The 26976-nt window shown below is 71.0% G+C and carries 20 protein-coding genes, 1 tRNA gene and 1 riboswitch; of the genes, 13 read left to right on the top strand and 8 right to left on the bottom strand.

Annotated features, from left to right (window positions below):
* Nucleotides 1–2 precede the first annotated feature (2 nt).
* A complete protein-coding gene (locus OO62_RS07970) occupies nucleotides 3–1265 on the bottom strand; it encodes an MFS transporter (RefSeq protein WP_051732871.1) in 1263 nt (420 codons plus the stop codon).
* 155 nt (nucleotides 1266–1420) lie between these two features.
* On the opposite strand from OO62_RS07970, the gene OO62_RS07975 reads away from it, so the two are divergent.
* The 10 genes from OO62_RS07975 to OO62_RS08020 all read left to right on the top strand — a co-directional run bounded on the left by OO62_RS07975 (nucleotide 1421) and on the right by OO62_RS08020 (nucleotide 13378).
* Nucleotides 1421–2296, top strand: a complete 876-nt coding sequence (locus OO62_RS07975) for a LysR family transcriptional regulator (protein WP_033266546.1) — start codon at nucleotides 1421–1423, stop codon at nucleotides 2294–2296.
* Between the two features lie 165 nt (nucleotides 2297–2461).
* A complete protein-coding gene (locus tag OO62_RS07980; protein ID WP_051732899.1) occupies nucleotides 2462–3775 on the top strand; it encodes a cytochrome P450 family protein in 1314 nt (437 codons plus the stop codon).
* A 229-nt stretch (nucleotides 3776–4004) separates the two neighbouring features.
* Nucleotides 4005–5048: a transglycosylase family protein gene (locus OO62_RS07985; protein WP_033266548.1), complete on the top strand. Its 1044-nt coding sequence runs from the start codon at nucleotides 4005–4007 to the stop codon at nucleotides 5046–5048.
* Between the two features lie 251 nt (nucleotides 5049–5299).
* Nucleotides 5300–5468: riboswitch (cyclic di-AMP (ydaO/yuaA leader) on the top strand.
* 7 nt (nucleotides 5469–5475) lie between these two features.
* Nucleotides 5476–6141 (top strand): LysM peptidoglycan-binding domain-containing protein, encoded by a 666-nt coding sequence (locus OO62_RS07990; protein WP_033266549.1) that lies wholly within the window; start codon nucleotides 5476–5478, stop codon nucleotides 6139–6141.
* A 358-nt stretch (nucleotides 6142–6499) separates the two neighbouring features.
* Entirely contained in the window at nucleotides 6500–7789 is a 1290-nt protein-coding gene (eno, locus tag OO62_RS07995; RefSeq protein ID WP_033266550.1) for a phosphopyruvate hydratase, read from the top strand.
* A 167-nt stretch (nucleotides 7790–7956) separates the two neighbouring features.
* Nucleotides 7957–8409 (top strand): FtsB family cell division protein, encoded by a 453-nt coding sequence (locus OO62_RS08000; protein ID WP_033266551.1) that lies wholly within the window; start codon nucleotides 7957–7959, stop codon nucleotides 8407–8409.
* 112 nt (nucleotides 8410–8521) lie between these two features.
* A complete protein-coding gene (locus OO62_RS08005; RefSeq protein ID WP_033266552.1) occupies nucleotides 8522–9064 on the top strand; it encodes a DUF501 domain-containing protein in 543 nt (180 codons plus the stop codon).
* Nucleotides 9061–10014: a Ppx/GppA phosphatase family protein gene (locus tag OO62_RS08010; RefSeq protein ID WP_033266553.1), complete on the top strand. Its 954-nt coding sequence runs from the start codon at nucleotides 9061–9063 to the stop codon at nucleotides 10012–10014. Before OO62_RS08005 ends, OO62_RS08010 begins: the two co-directional genes overlap by 4 nt.
* Before the next feature lie 477 nt (nucleotides 10015–10491).
* On the top strand, nucleotides 10492–11874 hold the full coding sequence (locus OO62_RS08015; protein WP_033266554.1) for an NAD(P)/FAD-dependent oxidoreductase: 1383 nt from the start codon (nucleotides 10492–10494) through the stop codon (nucleotides 11872–11874).
* A gap of 199 nt (nucleotides 11875–12073) precedes the next feature.
* A complete protein-coding gene (locus OO62_RS08020) occupies nucleotides 12074–13378 on the top strand; it encodes an SAM-dependent methyltransferase (protein WP_033266555.1) in 1305 nt (434 codons plus the stop codon).
* A gap of 413 nt (nucleotides 13379–13791) precedes the next feature.
* Here OO62_RS08020 and OO62_RS08025 read toward each other — a convergent pair whose 3' ends face one another.
* Both OO62_RS08025 and OO62_RS08030 read right to left on the bottom strand, forming a co-directional pair.
* Nucleotides 13792–16326 (bottom strand): ABC transporter permease, encoded by a 2535-nt coding sequence (locus OO62_RS08025; protein WP_033266556.1) that lies wholly within the window; start codon nucleotides 16324–16326, stop codon nucleotides 13792–13794.
* Between the two features lie 54 nt (nucleotides 16327–16380).
* Nucleotides 16381–17163: an ABC transporter ATP-binding protein gene (locus OO62_RS08030; RefSeq protein ID WP_033266557.1), complete on the bottom strand. Its 783-nt coding sequence runs from the start codon at nucleotides 17161–17163 to the stop codon at nucleotides 16381–16383.
* 470 nt (nucleotides 17164–17633) lie between these two features.
* On the opposite strand from OO62_RS08030, the gene OO62_RS08035 reads away from it, so the two are divergent.
* Nucleotides 17634–17715 (top strand) — tRNA-Leu (locus OO62_RS08035).
* 114 nt (nucleotides 17716–17829) lie between these two features.
* On the opposite strand, the gene OO62_RS08040 is transcribed toward OO62_RS08035, so the two are convergent.
* Nucleotides 17830–18999 (bottom strand): glycosyltransferase, encoded by a 1170-nt coding sequence (locus OO62_RS08040; RefSeq protein ID WP_033266558.1) that lies wholly within the window; start codon nucleotides 18997–18999, stop codon nucleotides 17830–17832.
* Nucleotides 18999–21845: a bifunctional glycosyltransferase/CDP-glycerol:glycerophosphate glycerophosphotransferase gene (locus tag OO62_RS08045; RefSeq protein ID WP_033266559.1), complete on the bottom strand. Its 2847-nt coding sequence runs from the start codon at nucleotides 21843–21845 to the stop codon at nucleotides 18999–19001. Before OO62_RS08045 ends, OO62_RS08040 begins: the two co-directional genes overlap by 1 nt.
* A 531-nt stretch (nucleotides 21846–22376) precedes the next feature.
* Between OO62_RS08045 and OO62_RS08050 the strand changes: the two genes are divergently transcribed.
* Complete coding sequence (locus OO62_RS08050) at nucleotides 22377–23240, top strand: Bax inhibitor-1/YccA family protein (RefSeq protein ID WP_033266560.1); 864 nt, start codon at nucleotides 22377–22379, stop codon at nucleotides 23238–23240.
* 116 nt (nucleotides 23241–23356) lie between these two features.
* Here the strand turns inward: OO62_RS08050 and OO62_RS08055 are convergent, their stop codons facing one another.
* On the bottom strand, nucleotides 23357–23584 hold the full coding sequence (locus OO62_RS08055) for a DUF4287 domain-containing protein (RefSeq protein WP_033266561.1): 228 nt from the start codon (nucleotides 23582–23584) through the stop codon (nucleotides 23357–23359).
* 98 nt (nucleotides 23585–23682) lie between these two features.
* Here OO62_RS08055 and OO62_RS08060 point away from each other — a divergent pair, with 98 nt between their 5' ends.
* Nucleotides 23683–24030: a hypothetical protein gene (locus OO62_RS08060; protein WP_033266562.1), complete on the top strand. Its 348-nt coding sequence runs from the start codon at nucleotides 23683–23685 to the stop codon at nucleotides 24028–24030.
* Nucleotides 24031–24067: 37 nt separating this feature from the next.
* Here OO62_RS08060 and OO62_RS08065 read toward each other — a convergent pair whose 3' ends face one another.
* Together OO62_RS08065 and OO62_RS08070 are read right to left on the bottom strand one after the other, a co-directional pair.
* Nucleotides 24068–25033, bottom strand: a complete 966-nt coding sequence (locus OO62_RS08065) for a hypothetical protein (RefSeq protein ID WP_033266563.1) — start codon at nucleotides 25031–25033, stop codon at nucleotides 24068–24070.
* Nucleotides 25034–25674: 641 nt separating this feature from the next.
* On the bottom strand, nucleotides 25675–26895 hold the full coding sequence (locus OO62_RS08070; protein ID WP_033266564.1) for an acetyl-CoA C-acetyltransferase: 1221 nt from the start codon (nucleotides 26893–26895) through the stop codon (nucleotides 25675–25677).
* Nucleotides 26896–26976: the final 81 nt, after the last annotated feature.

A 26976-nucleotide genomic window follows, 5' to 3' on the forward strand; every position in this document is an offset into this window, starting at 1 on the left:
CGTCAGAGCGCGGCCGGCGCGGGCTCGGACCGGTGGCCGTGCTCCGTGCGGCCGCCGGCCGGGGGGACCGGCCGCAGCCGGTCGAGGACCCACAGCGTGACCCCGACCGCCGCGAGAGCCGCCCCCAGCACGCACACCCCGGGCCAGCCGCCGGCGCCCCACACCGCCGAGGTGAGCGCCGAGCCCACCGCCCCGCCCGCGAAGTAGCTGGTCATGTACGCCGAGTTGAGGCGGTTGCGGGCCTCCGGGCGGACGCCGTAGACCAGGTTCTGATTGCTGACGTGCACCGCCTGGGCGGCCAGGTCCAGCACGACCACGCCGGCCAGCAGCGCGGCCAGCGACCAGGCACCGCCCCCGCCGCCCAGCGCCAGCAGGCCCCAGGAGCCCAGGAGCAGGACCGCCGCGACACCGGTGACACGGTGCGCCAGCCCGCGGTCGGCCAGCCGGCCGGCCGCCGACGCGGACAGCGAGCCGGCGGCGCCGACCAGCCCCAGCAGCCCGATGGCCGACTCCTGCCAGCCGTAGGCCGGGCCGGACATCAGGAACGCCACCGCCGTCCACAGCACGCTGAAGCCCGCGAAGGACACCGCCCCCAGCACCGCCCGCCGGCGCAGCACCGGCTCCTGGCCGAACAGCGCCAGCGTGGAGCGCAGCAGCGCCGGGTAGCGCAGCCCGGCGCTGGTGCGCAGCGCGGGCAGCCGGAGCCGCAGCAGCACCGCCATCAGCAGCATCAGCGCGGCGTTGACCCAGTAGACGGTGCGCCAGCCGCCGAGCTCGGCGAGCAGGCCGGCGGCCGTACGGGCGAGCAGGATGCCCAGCAGCAGGCCGGTCATGACGGTGCCGACGGTCCGGCCGCGCTCGGCGGGCGCGGCCAGGGTCGCCGCGTACGGCATGACGACCTGCGCGGCGACCGAGGTCAGACCGGTGAGGGCGGTGCCGGTCAGCAGCAGGGCGGCGTTCGGCGCGCTCGCGGTGACGGTCAGGAACACCGCGGTCGCCGCGCACAGGACGACCGCCAGCCGGCGCCGCTCCACCATGTCGCCGAGCGGTACGAGCAGCAGCAGGCCGAGGCCGTAGCCGGTCTGGGCGACGGTCACCACCAGCGCGGCGGTGGCGGCGGACAGCCGCAGATCGTGGCCGATGACGTCCAGCAGCGGCTGGGCGAAGTAGTTGCCGGCGACGGCCAGGCCGGTGGCCGCCGACATCAGCAGCAGCGTGCCGCGTCCCAGCCGCCCCGGCTGCTCCGGCGCGTGGTCGGGCTCCATGGTGTGACCTCCCCGTGTCTCCCCGGCGTCGCCCGTCACCACGGTGGTGACGGGGGCCGGCGACTCCCAGACTGGGGCCGGCGGTATTGATGAGTCCAACACATCGTTTTCATCGCATCCATCGTGAAAAGAGATCGCTGGCTAGGATCGCGGCCATGGAGCTCCAGCAGATGCGTTATGTCGTCGCGGTGGCCGAGACCGGCGGGTTCACCCGGGCCGCCGAGCGCTGCCATGTGGTGCAGTCCGCGCTGAGCCATCAGATCGCCCGGCTGGAGAAGGAACTGGGCGCCCGGCTCTTCGACCGGACCAGCCGCAGCGTCCGGCTGACCGTCGCCGGTGAGGCGTTCGTACCGGTCGCGCGGCAGGCGCTGGAGGCCGCCGAGCGGGCCCGTGCGGAGGTGGCCGCGGCGACCGGAGAGGTGCGCGGCCGGCTGGCGGTGGGGGCGATCTCGACCGTCGCGGCCGTCGATCTCGCCCGCGAGCTGGGCGACTTCCGCAGCCGCTGCCCCCAGGTGCGGATCAGCCTCCAGATGGAGATGAGCGATCCGCTCCTCGCGAAGGTGCGGGAGGGGACGCTGGACGTCGCCTTCGTCGGGCTGGCGCCCGGCGTGCGCACGACCGGGGTGCGGGAGAAGGAGCTGGCGCGCGGCGAGCTGGTGGCGGTGGTGCCGCCGGGGCACCCGCTGGCCGGCCGGGAGTGGACCACGCTGGCGCGGCTGGCGCGGGAGACCTTCGTCGACTTCACGGCCGGGTCGGCGGCCCGGCGGCAGCGCGACGACGCGTTCCGGGCGGCGGGACTGACCTCGGAGGTGGCGTTCGAGGTGACCACCGTCGAGTTCCTGGCGAAGCTGGTGCGGGCGGGGCTGGGGGTGGGCATGGTGCCGGAGGCGATCGCCTCCGAACTGCCGGGGCTGCACATCGTCCGGGCGCGGCCGGCGCCGGAGCGTACCGAGCGGGTGGTGTGGAGCGGCCTCGGCCCGTCGCCGGCGGCGGTGGCGTTCCTCGCGGGGCTGGGGGTGGCGGCGGAGTAGCGGGGAGGCGCCCGCCGTCCGCCGGTCCACCGGAGTGCGCGCACCGGTTACGGTCGGAAGGTGCACGACAAGCCCGACGCCACCCCCGACGCCACCCCTGACACCGGCCCGCCCGGCGCCGTCCCCGAGCCCGGTCCGAACGCCGGCGCCACCGGCGCCACCGCCGTGGACGCGCCCGCCGACTGCCCCGCCGCGGCCGCCGGCCGGCCGCCCGCGCCCGACCTGTTCACCTGGGAGTTCGCCGCCGATCCGTACCCCGCGTACGCCTGGCTGCGCACCCACGCGCCGGTGCACCGGACCGCGCTGCCCAGTGGCGTCGAAGCCTGGCTGGTGACCCGCTACACCGACGCGCGGCAAGCGCTCGCCGACGCCCGGCTCTCCAAGAACCCGGTGCACCACAGCGAGTCCGCGCACGGCAAGGGCAAGGTCGGCATCCCCGGCGAGCGCAGCGCCAACCTCATGACGCACCTGCTCAACATCGACCCGCCGGACCACACCCGGCTGCGCCGGCTGGTCTCCAAGGCGTTCACCCCGCGCCGGGTCGCGGAGTTCGCGCCCCGTGTGCAGCAGCTGGCCGACGACCTCATCGACGGCTTCGCGGGCCGGGGCGAGGCCGACCTCATCCACGAGTTCGCCTTCCCGCTGCCCATCTACGCGATCTGCGACCTGCTCGGCGTCCCGCGCGAGGACCAGGACGACTTCCGCGACTGGGCGGGCATGATGATCCGCCACGGCGGCGGCCCGCGCGGCGGGGTCGCCCGGTCCGTGAAGAAGATGCGCACGTACCTGGCGGAGCTGATCCACCGCAAGCGGGAGAACCCGGGGGAGGACCTGATCTCCGGCCTGATCCGGGCGTCCGACCACGGCGAGCACCTCACCGAGAACGAGGCCGCCGCGATGGCGTTCATCCTGCTCTTCGCCGGCTTCGAGACCACCGTCAACCTCATCGGCAACGGCACCTACGCGCTGCTGCGCCACCCCGCCCAGCGCGAGCTGCTGCAGGGGGCGCTGGCGGCCGGCGACACCGAGCTGCTGGCCACCGGCATCGAGGAGCTGCTGCGTTACGACGGTCCGGTGGAGCTGGCGACCTGGCGGTTCGCGACCCAGGAGATGACGCTCGGCGGGCAGCGGATCGCCGCGGGCGACCCCGTCCTGGTGGTGCTGGCCGCCGCGGACCGCGACCCGGAGCGCTTCGCCGACCCGGACGTCCTGGACCTGACCCGGCGTGACAACCCCCATCTGGGATACGGGCACGGCATCCACTACTGCCTGGGCGCCCCGCTCGCCCGGCTCGAAGGGCAGACCGCGCTCGCGACGCTGCTGCGGCGCCTCCCCGACCTCCGGCTGGGTGCGGATCCGGACGCCCTGCGCTGGCGCGGCGGTCTCATCATGCGCGGACTTCGGTCACTGCCCGTGCAGTTCACCCCCGAGCGCGCTGACCAGCGGCGGGACGAAAGTGACACAGAGTCAGCTGCGTGACCTTTGCGTGATCTGCGCTACACCGACTTGTGACTACCCGTGACCCCGGCTACGTTTCCACCGACGATCTACAGGATCGAGGGATTCACTCGATCGGCAGAAGCGGTGACGGGGCGGACCGGTGTACGGGTGCCCTGTGTCCGCATCGGCCGGCGAGTGCCCCGTCGGCCCGTTCGTACCTGTGCGAACGGGTCGTCGACAACTCAACCGTCGCGCGAAAGGCATCCGCATGCGTTCCGGGAACGGCCGACATCGTCGCCCCCGTCAAGCACCGGCCATCTTTGTCACGGCGGGAGTCACCGGCGCGGGACTCGCGCTGCCCCTGCTCTCCGCCGGTGGTGCCCACGCCGCCGACACCGCGACCTGGGACAAGGTCGCCCAGTGCGAGAGCGGTGGAGTCTGGAGCGCGGCCTCGGGCAACGGCTTCTACGGCGGGCTGCAGCTGACCCAGGAGATGTGGGACCGCCACGGCGGCACGGCCTACGCCTCGCGCCCCGACCTCGCCAGCCGCGCCCAGCAGATCGCGGTGGCCGAGACGATCCTCGACGACCGCGGGCCGGACGCCTGGCCGAGCTGCGCGGTGAACGCGGGTCTGACCAAGGACGGCCGCGCCCCCGAGGTCGATCCGGGCAACACCAGCACCCCGCTGCCCGACCCGGCCGACCGGGACGACTCGACGGGGCCCACCGACTCGCAGGACGGAGCGGACCAGGGCCCGTCGGACGAGCCGTCCGAGGCGACGCCCTCGCCCTCCGCCCCCGACGCCTCGGGCCCGGGCGACTCCGGTGACACCACCGGCGCCAAGGACCGGACCCAGGAGCCGTCCGGCTCCACCACGCCGGGCGACGACGGGGACGGCACCTCCCGTACCGGCGACCCGTCGCACGCCGACGACGACCCGTCCCGCACCGGCGACCCCGCGGACTCCGCGGACCCGGCCGACGGCGGCAGCCGTACGGACACCGCCGGCGAGGCGCACCGGGAGCCCACCAAGGGCAGGCACCGCGGCGGCACGGACGACGGCGAGGGCGACGGCACCGACCGTGCCTCCGGCGGCCGGCACGCCTCGCGCGGCGACGACGCGCACCGTACGGACCCGACGGGCGGCGACTACACCGTCCGCCCCGGTGACAGCCTGTCAGCCATCGCGCAGGCCCACCGGCTGTCCGGCGGCTGGCCCGCGCTCTACGAGCGCAACGAGGGCGTCATCGGCTCCGACGCGGACCTGATCCAGCCCGGCCAGCTGCTCGATCTCGGCCACGACGCAGGCTAGTTCGCCGTCTTTGCCCCGTTGCGGCGAAAGTGAGACAAGCGTCTCTTTGCGCCGCGTGGGACCCGGTCCGTCCGTACTCGGGGTACCGGGTCCCACCTGCGAAGACGTGACCTCCCCGTGATCAAAAGCGGTCAACTTGGTCCAGATGCGGGGGTTTGAACATCAACGGGCTTCTGCTTACGGTCATGACCGCTCGCCAAAGCGGGCCCCTTCGATCACACGCCGAATCCTGCCGGTGGTCGGAGGCAGTTGACGCGCAAGCGCCGAAGGCAGGAGCGGGGGAACCAAGGTAAGTGCCGGCCCGGCCCGTGAAAGCGGGTCAGCCGGCTTGGGGTGAAGCCCGGTGCGTCCGACGCACCGGCCGGGCCACTCACAGTCCGAACCCGACAGCTCACCTCGTAGGCGTCGGTGAGGAAACGAACGAACCATGCTGATCAACAAGGGCAAGCACCGTCGTCCCTCCAAGGCCGTCCGCGTCGCCACCCTCGCCGGTGTGGCCGGTGCCGTCGTCGCGGTCCCGCTGATGGGCGCCACCTCCGCCTCCGCCGCCTCGGTCGCCACCTGGGACAAGGTCGCCCAGTGCGAGTCCGGTGGCAACTGGTCGATCAACACCGGTAACGGCTACTACGGTGGCCTGCAGTTCTCCAACTCCAGCTGGGCCGCCGCCGGTGGCACCCAGTACGCGGCGCGCGCCGACCTGGCCACCAAGTCGCAGCAGATCGCCGCCGCCGAGAAGCTCCTCGCCATCCAGGGCCCCGGCGCCTGGTCCTGCGCCGGCGCGGGCGGCCTGACCTCCGGTGGTCCGTCCCCCGACGTCGACACCTCCGGCTCCTCCGCGCAGACCAAGTCCGCGCCCCAGCAGGACCAGGGCAAGGCCGAGGTGAAGAAGGCCCCGGCCGCCTCCGAGCACGCCTCGCGCTCCACCGAGCGCAAGTCCCTGGGTCACGGCAACTACACCGTCAAGGCGGGCGACACCCTCGCCAAGATCGCCAAGGCCCACGGCACCAACTGGAAGTCGGTCTACGAGGCCAACAAGTCGGTCATCGGCGGCAACCCGAACCTGATCTTCCCCGGCCAGAAGCTCAACGTCTGAGCCGTCCGCGCACCGGGACTCCTCCCGGGCCCGGGCGGCGGGCCCTGAGGACCCCGGTCCGGACGGCGGGCCCCGGCCCTGCCGGATCCGGCCCTCCTGAGACAGCCCCGCCGCGGCGCGTCCCCCCCCGGGCGCCCCGCGGCGGGGTTTCTCCGTCGGTTCCCGCGCGCACGCCCCTGACCGGCGCCTTCCCGCGTTTTTCCCGTTCGGCGAACAATGCGGAAGAAGGTCCGTGAACTGGGCTTTCGGGGAGCTTTCCGGGTCGTTCCGTCCCACAGAGCGGGCCGCACGCAAGCGGACGCGCTCGGGGCCGTTAGGCTCGTGCTGCAGAACTCCAGACACCCACGAAGGAGACAACGTGCCGTCCATCGACGTCGTCGTAGCCCGCGAAATTCTCGACTCGCGAGGTAATCCCACGGTCGAGGTCGAGGTCGGCCTCGACGACGGCAGCACGGGCCGTGCCGCTGTGCCGTCCGGTGCCTCGACCGGCGCCTTCGAGGCCATCGAGCTCCGCGACGGCGACCCGAACCGCTACCTCGGCAAGGGCGTCGAGAAGGCCGTCCTCGCCGTCATCGAGCAGATCGGCCCGGAGCTCGTCGGCTACGACGCGACCGAGCAGCGGCTGATCGACCAGGCCATGTTCGACCTGGACGCCACCGACAACAAGGGCTCGCTCGGCGCCAACGCCATCCTCGGCGTCTCCCTCGCCGTCGCGCACGCCGCCTCCGAGGCCAGCGACCTCCCGCTGTTCCGCTACCTCGGCGGCCCGAACGCGCACGTGCTGCCCGTGCCGATGATGAACATCCTGAACGGCGGCTCGCACGCCGACTCCAACGTGGACATCCAGGAGTTCATGATCGCGCCGATCGGCGCCGAGTCCTTCTCCGAGGCGCTGCGCTGGGGCGCCGAGGTCTACCACACCCTCAAGAAGGTCCTGAAGGAGCGCGGGCTGTCCACCGGCCTCGGCGACGAGGGCGGCTTCGCCCCGAACCTGGGCTCCAACCGCGAGGCGCTCGACCTCATCCTGGAGGCCATCACGCAGGCCGGTTACGCCCCGGGCCAGGACATCGCGCTCGCCCTGGACGTCGCCGCCTCCGAGTTCTACAAGGACGGCTCGTACGAGTTCGAGGGCCAGACCCGCTCGGCCGCCCAGATGACCGAGTACTACGAGGAGCTCGTCGCGGCGTACCCGCTGGTCTCCATCGAGGACCCGCTGTTCGAGGACGACTGGGCCGGCTGGAAGGTCATCACCGACAAGCTCGGCGCCAAGGTTCAGCTGGTCGGCGACGACCTGTTCGTCACCAACCCCGAGCGCCTCGCCCGCGGCATCGAGGAGGGCTCCGCCAACGCGCTGCTGGTGAAGGTCAACCAGATCGGTTCGCTGACCGAGACCCTGGACGCCGTCGAGCTGGCCCAGCGCAACGGCTTCAAGTGCATGATGTCGCACCGCTCCGGCGAGACCGAGGACGTCACCATCGCCGACCTCGCCGTCGCCACCAACTGCGGCCAGATCAAGACCGGCGCCCCGGCCCGCTCCGAGCGCGTCGCCAAGTACAACCAGCTGCTGCGCATCGAGGAGATCCTCGACGACGCCGCGGTGTACGCCGGCCGCTCCGCCTTCCCGCGGTTCCGCTCCGCGAACCAGTAGGCACAGCGCTCCGCCAACCGGTCGGCACGGAACGGCGTTCCTCCGGAACGGCTGATCGGCTGACGTTACGGCCGAGCACCTCGTACGTCCCCGGCGACGGTCCCGTACCGTTGCCGGGGACGTACGTGCTTGATGCAGACCGGCGTCAGCCGGCGAGGGGAGACGACGTGCCCGCGGACCGGTTCTCGACCGCGACCCGACTCAAGGCGCTCGGCGAGCAGGCCGCCGCCCGCGTCTACCGCGCCCGTCCGGCCCGCCGCAACCGCCTCACCGGCCGCGCCGCGCTGCTGGCGCTGGTGATGTGCTCCCTGGTCGTCGCGCTCGCGTACCCGATAAGGCAGTACGTCTCCCAGCGCTCCGACATCGCCGACCAGCGCCGCAAGGCCCAGGACGCCGGTGCCGCACTGGAACGGCTGCGCGAGCAGAAGGCCCGGTGGCAGGATCCGGAGTACGTCCGCCAGCAGGCCCGCCGGCATCTGCACTACGTCAGGCCGGGCGAGACCGGCTACCTCGTCCGCGACGGCTCGGGCACGAGCACCGCCCCCAAGGGCTCGCAGGCCGCGCAGCGCCCCTGGTACGAGAACCTGTGGAGCGCGGTCGACGCGGCCGACAAGCGGTAGCGGCCGCACCGCCCGGGTGCCCCGGCCCGTACCGCAGGCCCGCGCGGGGCCGTACTGTCGACAGGGACGGCGGACCGTACCGCCGCCCCACCACCACTCACCGAAAGCGCACATGGAAACGCCTCCGCCCCAGACCGAGCCCACCGAGCCCACCGCCGCGGACATCGCCGCCTTCAAGGAGCAGCTCGGCCGCCCGCCGCGCGGCCTGCGCGCCATCGCGCACCGCTGCCCCTGCGGGCAGCCGGACGTCGTCGAGACGGCGCCGCGCCTGGAGGACGGCACGCCCTTCCCCACGCTCTACTACCTCACCTGCCCGCGCGCGGCCTCCGCGATCGGCACGCTGGAGGCCAACGGCGTGATGAAGGAGATGAGCGAACGGCTGGCGGCCGACCCGGAGCTGGCCGCCGCCTACCGCGCGGCCCACGAGGACTACATCCGGCGCCGCGACGCCATCGAGGTGCTCGAGGGCTTCCCGAGCGCGGGCGGCATGCCCGACCGGGTCAAGTGCCTGCACGTGCTCGTCGGCCACTCGCTGGCGGCCGGGCCGGGCGTCAACCCGCTCGGCGACGAGGCCCTCGCGATGCTGCCGGAGTGGTGGAAGAAGGGGCCGTGTGTGAACCCGTGCGGCGGGAGTGACGAGGGAGAGTCCGAGTGAAGCGCGTCGCCGCGGTCGACTGCGGTACGAACTCCATCCGGCTGCTGGTCGCGGACGTCGACCCGAGCACCGGCGAGCTGAAGGAACTCGACCGCCGGATGCAGATCGTCCGGCTCGGTCAGGGCGTGGACCGCACCGGGCGGCTGGCGCCCGAGGCGCTGGAGCGCACCTTCGCGGCCTGCCGGGAATACGCCGCGGTGATCAAGGGCCTGGGCGCCCAGCAGGTCCGCTTCGTGGCGACCTCCGCCTCCCGTGACGCGGAGAACCGCGAGGACTTCGTCCGCGGCGTGGTGGACATCCTGGGCGTGCAGCCCGAGGTGATCACGGGTGACCAGGAGGCGGAGTTCTCCTTCAACGGCGCCACCAAGGAGCTCCTCGGCCGGGCCGACCTGGCCAGGCCCTTCCTGGTGGTGGACATCGGCGGCGGCTCCACCGAGTTCGTCCTCGGCGACGAGGCGGTACGCGCCGCCCGCTCGGTCGACGTCGGCTGCGTCCGGATGACCGAGCGGCATCTGGTGCACGACGGCGAGATCACCGATCCGCCGACCGCGCGTCAGGTCGACGCGATGAAGGCCGACATCGCCGCGGCGCTGGACCGGGCCGAGGAGACCGTCCCGCTGCGCGAGGCCGCCACCCTGGTGGGCCTGGCCGGCTCGGTCACCACCGTCGCCGGTATCGCGCTGGGCCTGGACCACTACGACTCCGATGCCATCCACCACGCCCGGGTCCCGCTGGCCAAGGTCCGCGAGATCACCGAGCACCTGCTGTCCTCCACCCACGCCGAGCGCGCGGCCATCCCCGTCCTGCACCCCGGCCGGGTCGATGTGATCGCCGCGGGCGCGCTCGTACTGCTGTCGATCATGGAGCGGACGGGCGCCGAGGAGGTCGTCGTCAGCGAGCACGACATCCTGGACGGCATCGCCTGGCACGCCGCACTCGACGACGAGTGACCGCGGCCGCGACGGGTGCGCCGTCGCGGGTGAGCGGGTCGGCAGGGGCCGGCAACGACCTCTGCCGACCGGGCTTTTGAGCGGGCCGGATGCCCTTCTGAGCGGTCTCCGGGGGGTCTCACGGGGCTTCTCGGGGAGGCTCGGGAAGAAAGTTCGTGAAATCCTTCACATGAAAAAGCCTCCTGTTGGGCGAACAATCTGATCGTCCGACCGTCATTCGAAGGTTTCCGGGCCTCTCGACCCCGGGATTGCGCGGGTTCCGATATCCCGGGGGAGCGGCCGCAGGAGGCCCGGTCCCCCCGCCGCGGGGCCCACAAGCCCTGATCAACAGGGGTCTCCAACGCCTCGCGTACTACGGTGGTTCCGTTTCCCGGTATGGCGTCGGTCACGAAGCCGGCGGAGTGTAGCAGATACCCCTTAGGTCCTTGTGAAGGGGCTCACGAGCGACCCCCCATGTGGGGGTGGATACTCGATTGCATGAGCACCACGGAGCGTCCCAGGATCCTCGTAGTAGGCGGTGGGTACGTAGGCCTGTACGCAGCTCGGCGCATCCTCAAGAAGATGCGCTACGGCGAGGCGACCGTCACGGTCGTCGACCCGCGGTCGTACATGACCTATCAGCCCTTCCTCCCCGAAGCCGCCGCCGGCAGCATCTCCCCCCGGCACGTCGTCGTCCCGCTGCGACGCGTGCTGCCGAAGGCGGAGGTCCTCACCGGCCGGGTCACCACCATCGATCAGGACCGCAAGGTCGCCACGATCGCCCCGCTGGTGGGCGAGGCGTACGAGCTGCCTTTCGACTACCTCGTGATCGCCCTCGGCGCCGTCTCGCGGACCTTCCCGATCCCCGGCCTCGCCGAGCAGGGCATCGGTATGAAGGGTGTGGAGGAGGCCATCGGCCTGCGCAACCACGTCCTGGAGCAGCTGGACAAGGCCGACTCCACGACCGATGAGGACGTCCGCCGCAAGGCGCTGACCTTCGTCTTCGTCGGTGGCGGCTTCGCGGGCGCGGAGACCGTCGGTGAGGTCGAGGACATGGCCCGCGACGCCGCGAAGTACTACAACAACGTGAAGCGCGAGGACATGCGCTTCCTGCTGGTCGACGTCGCCGACAAGATCCTCCCCGAGGTCGGACCCAAGCTCGGTGCCTACGGCAAGGAGCACCTCGAGGGCCGTGGCGTCGAGGTCTACCTCAAGACCGGCATGGACTCCTGCGTCGACGGCCACGTGAAGCTCAACAACGGCCTCGAGGTCGACTCCAACACCATCGTGTGGACCGCGGGCGTCAAGCCCAACCCGGCGCTGGCCCGCTTCGGCCTGCCGCTCGGCCCGCGCGGTCACGTCGACACCGCCCCCACCCTCCAGGTGCAGGGCACCGACTACATCTGGGCCGCGGGCGACAACGCCCAGGTCCCGGACCTGGTCGGCCGTAAGAACGGCAACGAGAACGCCTGGTGCCCGCCGAACGCGCAGCACGCGCTGCGGCAGGCCAGGGTCCTCGGCGACAACGTGGTCTCCGGTATGCGGGGCTTCCCGCAGAAGGAGTACAGCCACGCCAACAAGGGTGCGGTCGCCGGTCTGGGCCTGCACAAGGGCGTCGCGATGATCGTCATGGGCAAGATGAAGATCAAGCTCAAGGGCCGTCTCGCCTGGTACATGCACCGTGGGTACCACGGCATGGCGATGCCGACGTTCAACCGCAAGATCCGGGTCTTCGCCGACTGGACGCTGGCCATGTTCCTCAAGCGCGAGGTCGTCTCGCTCGGCGCCATGGAGAACCCCCGCGAGGAGTTCTACGAGGCGGCCAAGCCGGCCCCCGCGCCGGCCGCCGCCGGCGACAAGCCGAAGGCCAAGGCTTCCTGAACCACCGGTCGGGTACTCCGACCAGCCCGAAGGGCGTCCGCCATCCGTGGGGCGGGCGCCCTTCGGCGTGTGCGCCGTGGCGAAATGTGGGCGGTTTGCGGTTCCCTTACGTGTGAACGGGACTATCCGGGCGCTTCATTGGCGTTTACGTGGTGGGTGAATCTTCTTCGCCCGACTCGTCAACACGGAGGTGTGCGACATGGCCGACGCCGCTGGACGGCTCACCAAGCTCGCCGAGGAGGTGCTGGGAACGCCGCTCCCGGTGCGCATCCGCGCCTGGGACCGCAGCGAGTCCGGCCCGCCGGGGGCACCCGTGCTCGTCATCCGCCATCGCCGCGCGCTGCGCCGGCTGCTGTTCAAGCCCGGCGAACTGGGCCTGGCCCGCGGCTGGGTGGCCGGTGACCTCGACATCGAGGGCGACCTCTACGAGGCGCTCGATCTGCTCGCCGGGCTGCTCTGGGAGCGCGCCGCCACCACCAAAGCGCCGCGGGCCGCCGCGTTGCGCGCCCTGGCCCGCCCGGAGCTGCGCGCCGCCGCCCGGGAACTGCTCGCCCTGGCCGGCGCCCCCGTACCACCCACCCCGCCCGCGGAAGAGGTCAGACGCCGCCGGGGACCGCTGCACACCCTGCGGCGCGACAAGGAAGCCATCAGCCACCACTACGACGTCGGCAACGACTTCTACGCGCTGGTCCTCGGCCCGTCCATGGTCTACTCCTGCGCCTACTGGGAGAGTCCCGACGCGAGCCTGGAGGACGCCCAGCGCGACAAGCTCGACCTGATCTGCCGCAAGCTCGCCCTCAAGGAGGGCCAGCGGCTGCTGGACGTGGGCTGCGGCTGGGGCTCGATGGTGCTGCACGCCGCCCGCGAGTACGGCGTACGGGCCGTCGGCATCACCCTCTCCGAGGAACAGGCCACCTTCGCCCGCAAGCGGATCGCGGAGGCCGGCCTCGCCGACCGGATCGAGATCCGGGTGCAGGACTACCGCGAGATCAAGGACGAGCCGTTCGACGCCATCTCCTCGATCGGGATGGCCGAGCACGTCGGCCGGGACCGGTACGCCGAGTACGCGAGCGCGCTGTACGCGCTGCTGAGGCCGGGCGGACGGCTGCTCAACCACCAGATCGCGCGGCGGCCGCTGGCCGACGAGGAGACCTACCGCGTCGACGATTTCATCGACCGGTACGTCTTCCCCGACGGCGAGCTGGCACCGGTCGGGCGGACGGTGGCCCAGCTGGAGGAAGCCGGGTTCGAGGTGCGGGACGTGGAGGGAATCCGGGAGCACTACGCCCTGACGCTGCGGCAGTGGGTCGCCAACCTGGAGAAGCACTGGGACGAGGCGGCGCGCCTGACGTCCCCGGGCCGGGCCCGGGTCTGGCGGCTCTACATGGCGGCGTCGGCCCTGTCGTTCGAGCGCAACCGCATAGGAGTCAACCAGGTCCTGGCAGTCCGCACCCCGGACTCGGGGACCTCGGGCGTGCGCCTTCGCGAGCGTAGCTGGGGTTGATCCCACGTTTTTGTCTGCGGCGCCGTGGTGGTTTCTCGCCGTGGCGCTTTGCGGCGCCGCCGCACGTTGTCGGCTTTCCCGCCGTGTTTCGTCTCGCCGTTGCGCCTGCGGCGGGCGAGGTGGTGTCGGGTGCGGTGCCGCTCCTCCGGACTTCGTCCTGCGGCGCGGCCCCTCCCGTAGTGGGTAGGAAATAGGCCGGTGGGGGCGAGCGTCTTACTGACGCTCGCCCCCACCGGCCTTCAACCTTCTTTCCCACGGGAGGGGACGGGCCGGAGGGGCCTGTTCTGTGGACGTAAAGCGAAGCAGTCCACAGAACAGGCCCCGGAGGTCCGTCACCGCACCCAGCAATCACCCGGCCCGCCGCAGGCGCAACGGCGAGAAACCACCACGGCGCCGCAGACAAACACGTGGGACTACTCCGCCTTAATGGCCGCCAGCATGTTCAGGCGCGCCGCCCGCCGGGCCGGCCAGAGGGCGGCCAGGACGCCGACCAGGGCGGCCAGGGCGAGGAAGATGCCCATCCGACCCCACGGCAGGACCAGTTCGTACGTCGCCATCGAGCCGCCGATCAGTTCACCGGCAGCCCAGCCGAAGAACACGCCGAGGCCGATGCCGAGGACCCCGCCGAAGAGGGAGATCACCAGGGACTCCAGGCGCACCATGCGCTTGATGCCGCGGCGGTCCAGGCCGATGGCGCGCAGCATGCCGATCTCCTGCGAGCGTTCGAAGACCGACATCGCCAGCGTGTTGATGACGCCGAGCACCGCGACGATCACGGCCATGGCCAGCAGCCCGTAGAGCATGTTCAGCATCAGGTTGATCATCTGCGCGATGCCGTCGGTGACGTCCTTCTTGTCGGCGACGGAGATCGCCGGGTTCTTGCCGAGCGCCTTGACCAGCGTGTCCTTGGTGGCGTCGGTGGCGCCGTCCGTCGTCTTGACCATCACCTGCATGTCGGTGATCTGCTTCTGGTGCGGCGCCAGCGTCGTGTTGTCCAGGATGATGCCGTGGATCATCTGGTTGCCCCGGTAGACGCCGGAGACGGTCAGCGTGCCCTTCTTGCCGTCCTCGAACGTCACCGGGAGGCGGGAGCCGGGGTGCCAGCCCTGCTCCTTGGCGGTGCTGTCGTCCACGACCGTCCGGCCGCCGCGCAGGTCGCCCAGCGTGCCCTGGGTGAAGTCGAGTCGGGTGAGCTTCCCGAAGTCCTTGCCGTTGACGCCGGTCAGGTACTGGGTGTCGGTGCCGATCCGGGACGGGGAGTTGCGCAGCGGGCTGACGGCGGTGACCTCGTCCAGGCTGCCGAGCTTCTTCGCCACGTCCGGGGAGAGCGGCGTCCGGGTGGCCATGGAGACGACGTAGTCGGCCTTGAGCGACGCGGTGGCCATCTTGTCGATGCCCTTCTGCACGCTGCCGGCGATCACCGTCAGGCCGGTGATCAGCGTCAGCCCGATCATCAACGCGGAGGCCGTGGCGGCCGTACGGCGTGGGTTGCGGACCGCGTTCTGGCGGGCGAGGGTGCCGGAGATCCCGAAGGCGCGCAGCACGGGTGAGGCCAGCGCGATCAGCGGGCGGGACAGCAGCGGCGTCAGGACGAACACGCCGATCAGCAGCAGCACCGCGCCGCCGCCCATCACGGCCTTGCCGTCGGACATGCCGGTGGCGACCAGGACCCCGGCGACGCCGGCGCCCGCGAACAGCGCGCCGACGGTGTTGCGCAGCACCAGCGACTTGGTGGTGGCGGTGGCGTGCACGCTGTTCATCGCGGCGACCGGCGGGATCTTCGCGGCGCGCCGGCCGGGCAGCCAGGCGGCCAGGACGGTGACGACGATGCCGACCAGCAGGGACGCCAGTACGGTCGAGGGCGCGATCACCAGGGGGCCGTCGGGGACGGTCGCGCCGGTGCTGCTCATCAGGGCGCGCAGGCCGGCGCCGATGCCGATGCCGGCGGCCAGGCCGGTGACCGCGGCGACCGTGCCCACGAGGAACGCCTCCAGCAGCACCGAGCGGGTCACCTGGCGGCGGCTCGCGCCGACCGCGCGCAGCAGGGCCAGTTCCTTGGTGCGCTGGGCGACCAGCATGGTGAAGGTGTTGGCGATGATGAAGATGCCGACGAAGAGCGCGATACCGGCGAAGGCGAGCAGGGCGGTCTTCATGCCGTCCATGCTCTTGGCGATGTTCTCGGCCTGGTCGGCGGCGAGCTTCTTGCCGGTGGTGGCCTCGGCGCCGTCCTTGGGCAGCACCTTGTCGACGGCGGACTTCAGCGCCGTCTGGGAGGTGCCCGCCGCGGCGCGGACGTCGATCTCGCTGAACGTGCCGGGTGCCGCGAACAGCTTCTGCGCGGTCGGGGTGTCGAACAGCGCGAGGCTGCCGCCGGCCGCGACGGTGCCGTCGTCGGTGGTGAAGACGCCGGTCAGCTTCTGCTCGCGGACCGGTCCGTCGACGGAGATCCGTACGGTGTCGCCGACCTTGTAGCCGGCCTTGTCCGCGGTGTGCGCGTCCAGGGCGAACTCGTGCGGGCCCTTGGGGGCGGCGCCGCTGCGCATCGGGTAGCGGGCGTCCTTGCCGTCCTTGCCGGCGAAGTAGTTGCCGCCGCGGGTCGAGAAGCCGTCGCCGATCAGCTGGCCCTTCTTGTCGGCGATGGCGGTGAAGCCGGAGACGGAGCCGGTGGCGGAGGCGGCGCCGGGCACGTGGGCGGCCTTCTCCAGCAGCTTCCGGTCGAGTGCCGGGGCCGCGCCGGGCGCGCCGGTGCGACTGTCGGAGGACCGCGGCTGGATGGCCACGTCGACGTTGTCGTAGCCCTTTTGGGAGCTGGCCTGGAACGCGTCGGAGATGGTCGAGGTGAAGACCAGGGTGCCGGAGACGAAGGCCACGCCGAGCATGACGGCGAGGACGGTCATCAGCAGCCGGGCCTTGTGCGCGAGCACATTGCGCAAGGCGGTACGGAACATGAGTGGGTCAGTCCTGGAGGAGAGGTCCGGAGTTCGGGTGGCGGCTGCCGCGGGTCAGCTCGTACGGCCCTTGGCGTCGAAGCCCTTCATCCGCTCGAGGACCATGTCGGCGGTGGGGTCGGGCATGTCGTCGACGATCCGGCCGTCGGCGAGGAAGATCACGCGGTCCGCGTAGGAGGCGGCGACCGGGTCGTGGGTGACCATCACCACGGTCTGGCCCAGTTCGCGTACGGAGTTGCGCAGGAAGCCCAGCACCTCGGCGCCGGAGCGGGAGTCGAGGTTGCCGGTGGGCTCGTCGGCGAAGATGATCTCGGGCCGGGAGGCGAGCGCCCGGGCCACCGCGACGCGCTGCTGCTGGCCGCCGGAGAGCTGGCTGGGGCGGTGCTTGAGGCGGCCGCCGAGGCCGACGGTCTCCACCACGCGGTCCAGCCAGGCGCGGTCCGGCTTCCGGCCGGCGATGTCCATGGGGAGGGTGATGTTCTCCAGGGCGGTGAGCGTCGGCAGGAGGTTGAACGCCTGGAAGATGAAGCCGATCTTGTCGCGCCGCAGCTGGGTGAGCTTCTTGTCCTTGAGGCCGGTCAGCTCGATGTCACCGATCCGGGCGGAGCCCCCGGATATCGCGTCCAGGCCGGCCATGCAGTGCATCAGGGTCGACTTGCCGGACCCGGAGGGCCCCATGATCGCGGTGAACTGGGCCTGCCGGAAGTCGACGGAGACCGCGTCCAGGGCGACCACCTGGGTCTCGCCCTGTCCGTAGACCTTGGTGAGATCCGTGGCGCGGGCGGCCACCGCGGTGGTGCGGCTGGCGGTGGAGACGCCGGAGTGGGTGGTGGTCACGGGAAGGAGCTCCTGTCGCAACGAGGGTGATCGGAGCCGCGGGCGGCCGGGGCGGTGCCACGGACGAGCGGACGTTTCCATCGTGGGTCAGGAAAAGGGGCGGGTACGTCAACCCCTGTGACCGTCCTCGGCCACACCTGGGAAGTAGCCGGGGGGTGCTCGGTCATCCCTGGGGAGGAGACGAACCCTGACGCCGCGGTTGACTCCGCGGCGGCCTCGGGCCGCCACCCGGAGGGGTGACGGGGCCGCGGAGGGGGGCGTCGAGTTTCCGTCAATTCGGGCACGAATTTGCGCCGCGGCAGGTCCTGGCGGAGTGGGGCATCAGGCATGTGCCCACGGCCTGTACCCAGCGCTGATGCTCCCTCAGTTGCCAATAAAATAAGACAACCTCGGGATGAGCGGCCGAACTGCGCCGGGCGCTGCGGGCTACGCTCGTGCTGCCCTCTTTGAGGTGGCATGGGGGATCCCAGGCCCGGATGGTGGAATGCAGACACGGCGAGCTTAAACCTCGCTGGCCTACGGGCCGTGCCGGTTCAAGTCCGGCTCCGGGCACTCCCGCGAACGGCGGGTCAAAGACAGGCGATTGACTGAATATTCAACGAGGAGGGCCGCCGGTGAATGCCGGCGGCCCTCCTCGCTTTGTTGTGTTGTCGGCCGGTGAGTGCCCTAGCGCTCGACGAGTGCGAACAGGCTCTCCCAGCGGGCCACAATCTCGTCCGTGGAGAACCGCTGGATGTTCTCCCGCGCGGCCTCGCCCATCGCGTCCCGGAGGTCCTTGTCGGACATCAACGTGTCGAGATGCCGGGCGAATTCGGTGATATTGCCCGGGGGAGCAAGGAAACCGTCCTCGCCGTCCGTGATGATCTCGTGGACGCCCGGCGCGACGTCGAAGGCCACACAGGGCACGGCGGTCGCCATCGCCTCCATCGGGGCCAGCGGGAAGCCCTCACCGCGCGAACTCAGCGCGAACACCGCGCTCTCCCGCAGCGCCCCGGGGACGTCGGAGGTCCGCCCCATCCACTCCACCGACGAGGTCACCCCCAGCTCCGCCGCCAGCTTCCGCAGCGCCTCGGCCTCCTCGCCGGAGCCGTAGATCCGCAGCGTCCAGTCCGGGTGCTGCGGCGCGACCCTCGCCCACGCCTCCAGCAGCAGGTCGACGCCCTTCTCCTCGTGCAGCCGGCCGATGCTGACCACGCACTTGCGGGACCGGTCCGAGGGGACGTCGGGGAAGAACGGCAGCGGGTTCGGCATGAAGCCGACGTTGTCCATCCGCTGCCTGATCCAGCGGTCGGCGTCCTCGCGGGTGAGCGTCAGCATCCGGTCGACGTCCGCGTAAAACCGCTTGACCCGGCCGAAGCGGGAGGACTTACGGCAGGTTTCGAACGATTCGTGGCTCATTCCGATCACGGTCAGGCCCGCGGTGTCGGCCAGCGCGACCCACTCCATCGCCCACACCTGCGTGACGATCACGATCCCGCCCGGCTTCGCCGCCCGGAACAGCGCGCTCATCTTGGCCGCCTGCTGCTGCATCCCCGCCTCACGGGCGGCCCGGCGACGCTGCTCGGCGACGTTGAGCCGGTCCTTCAGACCGCGTACGGGGCGCACGGACGGCGGGTGCTCGGAGTAGAGCGTGGTGGTCCGGAAGGGCAGGTCGTCGGCCAGCTCGTGGACCCGCCCCTCGGGCGGCGGCACGATGCCGACGACGTGCACCCGGTGGCCCCGCTCGCTGAACAGGCGCGCCATCTGGTGCGACCAACTGGTGATGCCGCCCATCTCGTTGACGCTGTTGGAGACGAAGAAGATGTCCCGCGGCTCGGCTGCGTACGGCTTGGTCATCAACGGCTCCACTGCGCAAAGAACTGATCGACGATGCTCCGGGCGGCGTCGCCCCGGTCGTATTCTCCGAACTTGGCGACAAATTCCTTACGGCTCTTGGCGTAATCGAGCGACTGGGACTCGAACGACTTGATCGCCTCGTGGAATTCGTCCTCGGTGCGGACCACCGGGCCCGGCGCGTGCTCCAGCAGATCGAAGTAGGTGCCGCGGCCCTCGTGGACGTATTCGTCGTAGTCGTAGGTGAAGAAGACCAGCGGCCGGTCCAGCAGCGCATAGTCGAACATCACCGACGAATAGTCCGTGATCAGCCCGTCGGCCAGGGCCAGGATCGGCGTCACGTCGTGCCGCGCGGAGACGTCGATGACCCGGCCCTGCACGGTCGGCGGCAGCACCACGTGATTGAGGTAGTGCGAGCGCACCAGGAGGACAAAGCGGTCGCCGAACTGATCCGCGAAACGCTCCACGTCGAAGGGCAATTCGAAGCGACCGTGCCGGCCGCCCGCCTTGCGGAAGGTCGGCGCGTAAAGCAGCACCGTCTTGTCCTCGGGAATGCCCAACTCCGCGGCCAGCGGCCCGCGTTCGCGATGGCCGAGCTCGGCCTCGCGTTCCCGGGCGCGCACCAGCGCGTCGTTGCGCGGGTAGCCCACCCGCAGCAGCGTCCGCTCCTTGAGCCGGAACGCCTTGGCGAGGGTGTGCACGTCGTGCTCGGAGCGGATCAGGAAGCGGTCGAAGCGGTCCAGGGACTGCTGCTGCTCGGCCTGCTGCTGCCGGGTCTGCGCCTTCAGCGACGGCTGGTCGAAGCCCATGTTCTTCAGGGCCGAGCCGTGCCAGGTCTGGAGGTAGGTGGTCTCCGGGCGCTTGGTGAGCTTGAGCGGGTAGCTCTGGTTGTCCACCCAGAACTCGGCCTGCGCCAGCGCCTTGAGGTACGGCAGCGACCAGCGCTTGACGAGCGTGACGTCCTTCGGGAAGTCCTTCGGGGACCCGGCGTACGACCAGATCGCCTCGAAGTCCAGGCCCTGGCGGCGCATCTCCTCGTAGATGGCGCGGGGGCTGTCGCTGTACTGCTTGCCCAGGTGGCTCTCGAAGACGACCGTGCGCTTCTTGATCGGCAGCCGGCTGAACACCTCGTGGTAGGCGCGCAGCTTGTTGTCGCCCGAGGTGACCTTCTTGCGCAGCGCCTTCGCCTTGCGGTAGCCGGTCTTGGCCAGCGTCCCCGGCGTGCCGCGCACCCCGCGGGTGATCAGCTCCTGGACGCGCTCGGCGTTGCGGCTCTCGCTGACCAGACGGAACGCCAGGTGCCCCTTCGAGGAGGCGTGCGGCTCCAGGTGATCCGCGACCATCCGCGTCAGCCGCGGCCGGACCGGGGGCCCGCCGGCCAGCGGGGTGTCGGCGACGGTGAGCCGGGTCGTGGTGCGCACCCCGTCCACGTCCAGCCGTAGCCGTACGTCCCAGATGGTGTCGACGATGCCCAGCGGGCGCAGCTGGGCGGTGAGATCAGCCGTGGCCTCCCAGTGGACGGTGTCGCCCTCGTGGCGCAGCGTTCGGACCGGGAACTGGAAGGACTGCAGGCTGCGCCGCCGGGCGCTGAACTCCAGCACGCCCTTCAGGCCGGCGTCCGGCGGGACGACGCCGAGCGGGTTGGTGATCCGGCCGGCCATCGTGACGGACCCGCCGGACGCGCGGTAGGAGGTCAGCTGGTTGCGCAGGAACAGCTGGTTGACCGGCTTCTCGTGGTAGCCGATGTCGGTGACGTCCAGCACCTGGCGGCCGAACGCGTCGTCGAAGTGCCCGCCGCACCAGTAGATCCGGCCGTCGTGCTCGGCGAGCGGTGAGGAGACCTTGTCGCGGTTGATGAGCGTGTCCACCGCGGGGATCAGGTTGTCCCAGTCACCCTGCTGGAGCAGATACGCACAGATGGCCTGTATCGGCTGGACGCGCTCGTACGCCTCGGGGGCGATGCCGGCGAGGTAGTCCCGGGAGAGCTCGGCGAACTCGCGGCGGTAGGACTCGTCGCGGAACGGCAGGTCCCGCAGATGCAGCACCAGGTCGTGCTTGAGGAATTTGACGTCCTTGGCGAGCCGCATCTCGCTGAGCCCGCGCTCGGCCAGCAATGCGTCGATACGCCGGTGGATCTCCAGCCGGTGCGCGTAGTTCGTCATTTCGTGCCGCCGGTTCGTCACCGACTTCACGGCGGCCCGCTCGAATACGTGCCAGAAATAGACCTGATTGGGGATCAGGGTGATGCGCTTCGCCGCCAGATAGGCATCGGCGATAAACATCAGGTCCTCGTAGAACATGCCCTTGGGGAAACGGAGGTCATGTTCGATGAGGAATTCGCGCCGATAGCACTTGTTGGTGGAGAGGGTGTCCCACACGAACAGGTCCGGCAATTCCGTGACGGATTCGATGGTTCGGGTGGTGGAATAAAGCCAGGAATACCACTCGTCCCGCTTCTGGTTGCGGGTGTCCTTGTGCAGCCGCACGCACAGGCCGGAAACGATGTCGGAGCCGGTGTCCTCGGCGGCCTCCAGCATATTCCGGCACGCATTGACCTCCAGGACGTCGTCACTGTCCAGGAACATGACGTAGCGGCCCTTGGTGTGCTGGATACCGGCGTTGCGCGGCTCGCCTCCCGCGCCGCTGTTCTCCGGCAGCTGGAAGGCCCGCACCCGCTCGGGGTGGGTGGCCGCGAGTTGCTGGGCGACTTCGAAAGAACGGTCGGTGCTGCAATCGTCGACGATCACCACCTCGACGTCCCGGAGCGTTTGATCCAGTACCGACTGGACCGCGGTCGGCAACCGGTCGGCGTCGTTGTAGACGATGACGACTACTGAGACGTCAGGCACAGGGACCTCAACCCTCTTTCGCTGCTGTTTCCCGCCAGAATAGCCCTATGTGTACCCTCGGTTTAAACCGATCGCGCCCGAGGGGCTACGCACAGTGAGTAGCCGGCGCATCGGGGAGGGCACTCCGGCGTCCGGACCATGACCACACGTCATCGGGGGATCCCGCGCCAGGGCAGGTCCCGGCCGGAGGAGAAGACGGCCGCTCCGGTGAATCGGTTGCCTGCGTGCCGTGTGACCTGCGTTGCGATCAGAGATTTATCGGACGCGGCGCGGAGCGGTGCGGTGGAGAGGGCGGATGTAGCGGGAAGCAGGGGGAAGAAGGCCGAAGTGGGGGAAGCGAGGGGAAATAGCGGTTCGTGTACGGCGGTGGCCGCACCGCCGGGCACCTCCGCGTCCTCCCGTACGTCCTCCTCTTGGCGGATGCGTCACGCCCGGATCGGGGAAAGATCCTGCTCAAGAACTAGGGACGTGTCTTTGCCAAGCCATTACGCTTGCCGTCAAGGCCGCGCAGGGCGGCCATGGAGGAGTGAGATGAGGAGCAGTAACCCGGTCTTCTCGCGACGGGGCTTCAGCCGCGACACCGGCTACGCGGGCTTCAACGCACCGCCGCAGGCCGGGGGCCCCACCGCGAACCCGTACGCCGGCGCCAACCCCTACGCCCAGGGCGGCAACCCGTACGCCCAGGGCGCACAGCCCACCACCCAGGCACCGCCGCAGTACGTACCGCAGACCCGCCCGATGACGATGGACGACGTCGTCACGCGCACCGGGCTCACGCTCGGCACGGTCGTCGTCGGTGCCACGCTCGGCTGGCTGTTCCTGACCGAGAACCTCGGCTTCGCCGTCGGTGCCGGCCTGGTCGCGATGGTGCTGGGCCTCGTCCAGTCCTTCAAGCGCAAGCCGTCGCCCGCGCTGATCCTGTCGTACGCCGTCCTGGAGGGTGTCTTCCTCGGCGCGCTCAGCGGCTACCTCAACGGCCTGCCGAAGATGAACGGCGCCCCCATGCAGGCGGTGCTGGGCACGATGGCGGTGTTCGTCGCGATGCTGGTCGCCTACAAGACGCGGATCGTGCGGGTCACCGCCCGCTTCACCCGCTTCGTGCTGATCGCGGCGCTGGGCTTCGTCCTGCTGTCGCTGGTCAACCTGGCGTTCATGGCCTTCGGTGGCGGGGACGGCCTCGGCTTCCGCAGCGGCGGCCTGGGCATCCTGTTCGGCGTCGTCGGCGTGGTGCTCGGCGCGCTGTTCCTGGCCCTGGACTTCAAGCAGGTCGAGGACGGCATCGCCTACGGCGCCCCGCGTGAGGAGTCCTGGCTCGCGGCGTTCGGCCTGACCCTCACCCTGGTGTGGATCTACATGGAGATGCTGCGGCTGATCTCGATCCTCCGGGGCGACTGACGCCGCACGGCGTCGCAGAACACACGGACGAAGGGCCCGCAGGCACTGCCTGCGGGCCCTTCGCCCTGTCTGTCGCGTGTCCCGAACCGGACAGGCCGAAGGCCCGTCATCGCAGGTCAGAACTTCCGCGCAGCGCGCCTGAGGTCGTGTTCGTGGACAATCGCCTTGGCGTGCCCGTAAGCGAGGTTGTGCTCACCACGGAGCCAGCTGACTTTTTCGTCGAAGCGGAAGAGAGCGGGGCCTTCCTCAACGGTGCGGAGCCATTCGGAGATTTCCCGGCCGGTGCAGTGCGGGATACGGGAGAGCATGTTCCGGTGGGTCTCTTCGGAGAAGAGCTGAGACATCGGCGCCTCCGGACGCGGTCGATGCTGGTTCTTCAGCACACCGTGCCTGAGGGTTCCGCCGTTGGCAACCACCCGGGAGTGGCGCATAGGCTCACGACGTGCTTGACGTGACCCCTTTGCAGACCGCCGTGGACGCCCTCGCCGACCGCCTCCGGACCCTGCCGCAGAGCAGGCTCGACCAGGGCGCGGCGGCCGAAGCGCTGGCGCTGGCACGGCAGTTGGCGACCCGTGCGCAGCTGATCGAGCGGCCGGGAGAGACGCCGTACGAGCTCCCGGACGCCGGGATGTTCGCGGCCGGCGACCAGCTCGCGGTGGCCGGACACGACCTCGTCGAGGCCCTGCGGACCGCGGCCGCCCGCCCGGCGGACTCTGACGCGAAAGTGGCCCCCGCCGACGAGCTGGCGGAGGCCGTGCGATGCGTACGGGCGGCGGCGGAACGCTGCTAGGGGAGCCCCCTCGGGCTGTCGCGCGCCGCCGCGCGGGTCAGAGTGAGGCGATGACGCGGTCGGCGAGCAGGTAGACGCTCTCCGCGCGGCCCTCGCCCCAGGAGAAGGTCAGCGCGTACCCGCCGGAGATGCCGGAGCCGCCCAGCAGCACCGGGGTGAGCCCGGCCCGCAGCGCCTCGGCGACCTGCTCGGCGGCCTCGCGCTGCCCGGGGGTCAGACAGAGCGTGGTGCCGTCGGCGAAGACGTAGACGTCCAGGGTGCCCAGCGGGCCGGGGCGGACGTCGGCGACCGGCGTGCGGTCCTGCGCCAGCTCCTCCAGGCGCGCGACGGTGCGCTCGTGGTCGCTGATCACCGGGGAGGGCGTGAAGTCGGGGTGCGAGGGGTGGCGCCGGCGGGCGGCGGCCAGCTCGGCGGACTCGGTCTCCTCGACGGGCTCCAGCTCCGGCGCGTCCAGGGACTCCAGCGCCTCCACCGACTCCAGGGTCTCCATCGCCTCCAGGGCGTCCGGGCCCAGCAGCGACTCGATGCCGGCGAAGTCCGCCTGGCGGGGCAGGAACGGCTGGGTGTCGAGCCGGTCGAACTCCGGCCGCTCGGGCAGGTCGCGCTGCTCGCCGCGGGCGTCCAGCAGGCCCTCGTCGCCGAGGCCGGCCAGACCGCCCAGCAGGGAGGGGGCGTCGGCGGCGTCCCGGGCCTCCTGCGCGGCCCAGAAGGCGCGGGCCTCGGCCAGTTCGCGCTCCCGCTCCTCGGCCAGCGCGTCGGCGACCGCGGCACGTATGTCCGCGAGCGGGGTCTCGGCGGGCGGGGAGGTGCGGGCGGCCGGAATGGCGGCGGTCGCTCCGTCCACCGCCTCGGCGCGTACGGCGGCGTCCTGGCGTGCGGCGACGAGCTCGGCGTGCAGCTCGGCGAGCTGGCGGCGCAGCGCGCGTGCGGTGCGCAGGGCGGCGGTGCCCAGCGCGACGGCGGCGGTCGCGGCCAGCAGCAGGACGAGGGTGGTGACGCTCATGCGGAAACCTCGCTTCGTTCGGGCGCGCACGGACGAGGCGCGCACCTTCGGGTGACCCGCTCGCTCATGCGTCCTCCCCACTTCGCTCGGCGGCCCACTTCCCACGGGCCGTGCATCGGTACATGGACTTCCCCCGCCACTTCGGTGGGGGCGACCCCCTTGATGCACTCGCTCACGGGATGACCGCTGGTGGCGGCTCGCTCTCCGGCGGACTCCCGTTAGCAGAATGTTCTCCGACTTCCTACATCAGCCTGCCGGGGGTCGGCGACCGCTCCCAGTGCGCTATGTCCCGAAATGCAGGGGGCTTTGGGCCTCGTACGCCGGAGCGAACCCATGCTGACCTGCAAGAACGCCGCGCCGCCGGGGCGTTGGTCACAATCCTGGGGGAGATTGGGTCGCGATCTTGTCACCGCGTGACACGGCTCACGCCGGGGTAGCCGCCTGTGTCCGTACAGGCACGAAGGGTGTGCGCGGGGCGGAAGTTGGTCCGTTTCGCGCACACCCTCACGCGACCCGAAGGCCGCCCCCACTGCTGCGGCTCGGCTCAGCCGCGCGTGCTCGTGGTCGCGCTGAGCTTCGCCTCCGCTGCGGGCAGGTGCCGGCACTCGTTCCTCGCACCGGCCCCTACCCTCCGCTGCGGCTCAGCTCAGCCGCTCGATCACCATCGCCATGCCCTGGCCGCCGCCGACGCACATGGTCTCCAGGCCGAACTGCTTGTCGTGCCACTGGAGGGAGTTGATCAGGGTGGTGGTGATGCGGGCGCCGGTCATGCCGAAGGGGTGGCCGACGGCGATCGCGCCGCCGTTGACGTTCAGCCGGTCCAGGTCGATGCCCAAGTCCCGGTAGGAGGGGATCACCTGGGCGGCGAACGCCTCGTTGATCTCGACCAGGTCGATGTCGGAGACCGAGAGACCGGCGCGCCGCAGGGCCTGCTTGCTGGCCTCGACCGGGCCGTAACCCATGATCTCGGGGGACAGGCCGGAGACGCCGGTGGAGACGATCCGCGCCAGCGGCGTCAGGCCCAGCTCGCGCGCCTTGGTGTCGGACATGATGACCAGCGCCGCGGCGCCGTCGTTCAGCGGGCAGCAGTTGCCGGCGGTCACCAGGCCGTCGGGGCGGAAGACCGGCTTGAGGCCGGAGACGCCCTCGACGGTGACGCCGGCGCGCGGGCCGTCGTCCTTGGAGATGACCGTGCCGTCGGGAAGCGTGACCGGGGTGATCTCCCGCTCCCAGAAGCCGTCCTTGATCGCCTTCTCGGCGAGGTTCTGGGACCGTACGCCGAACTCGTCCATGTCCTGGCGGGTGACGCCCTTGAGGCGGGCGAGGTTCTCCGCGGTCTGGCCCATCGCGATGTACGCGTCCGGGATCAGGCCGTCCTCGCGCGGGTCGTGCCAGTCCGCGCCCTCCTGCTCGGCGCGGGCCGCGGTGCGGGCCTCGGCGTCGGCGAAGAGCGGGTTGTGGGTGTCCGGGAGGCCGTCGGAGCTGCCCTTGACGCTGCGCGAGACGGTCTCGACGCCGGCCGAGATGAAGACGTCGCCCTCGCCGGCCTTGATGGCGTGCAGCGCCATGCGGGTCGTCTGGAGCGAGGAGGAGCAGTAGCGGGTGACCGTACAGCCGGGGAGGTGGTCCATCCCCATCTGGACGGCCACGATGCGGCCGAGGTTGTGGCCCTGCTCGCCGCCCGGCAGGCCGCAGCCGAGCATCAGGTCGTCGATGTCCCGGGGGTCCAGCTCGGGGACCTTGGCGAGGGCGGTCTCGATGATCTTCGCGGTCAGGTCGTCCGGACGCAGGTCCTTGAGCGAGCCCTTGAAGGCGCGGCCGATCGGGGAGCGGGCGGCTGAGACGATCACGGCTTCGGGCATCACGGCTCCAAAGGAGAGAGAACGCAGGACTGTGAGGGAAGTTACCTGCGCGTACTGCAGAGGTCACGGGGTGCGGCCTGT

Source organism: Streptomyces lydicus, from assembly GCF_000717345.1.
Classification (GTDB): domain Bacteria; phylum Actinomycetota; class Actinomycetes; order Streptomycetales; family Streptomycetaceae; genus Streptomyces; species Streptomyces lydicus.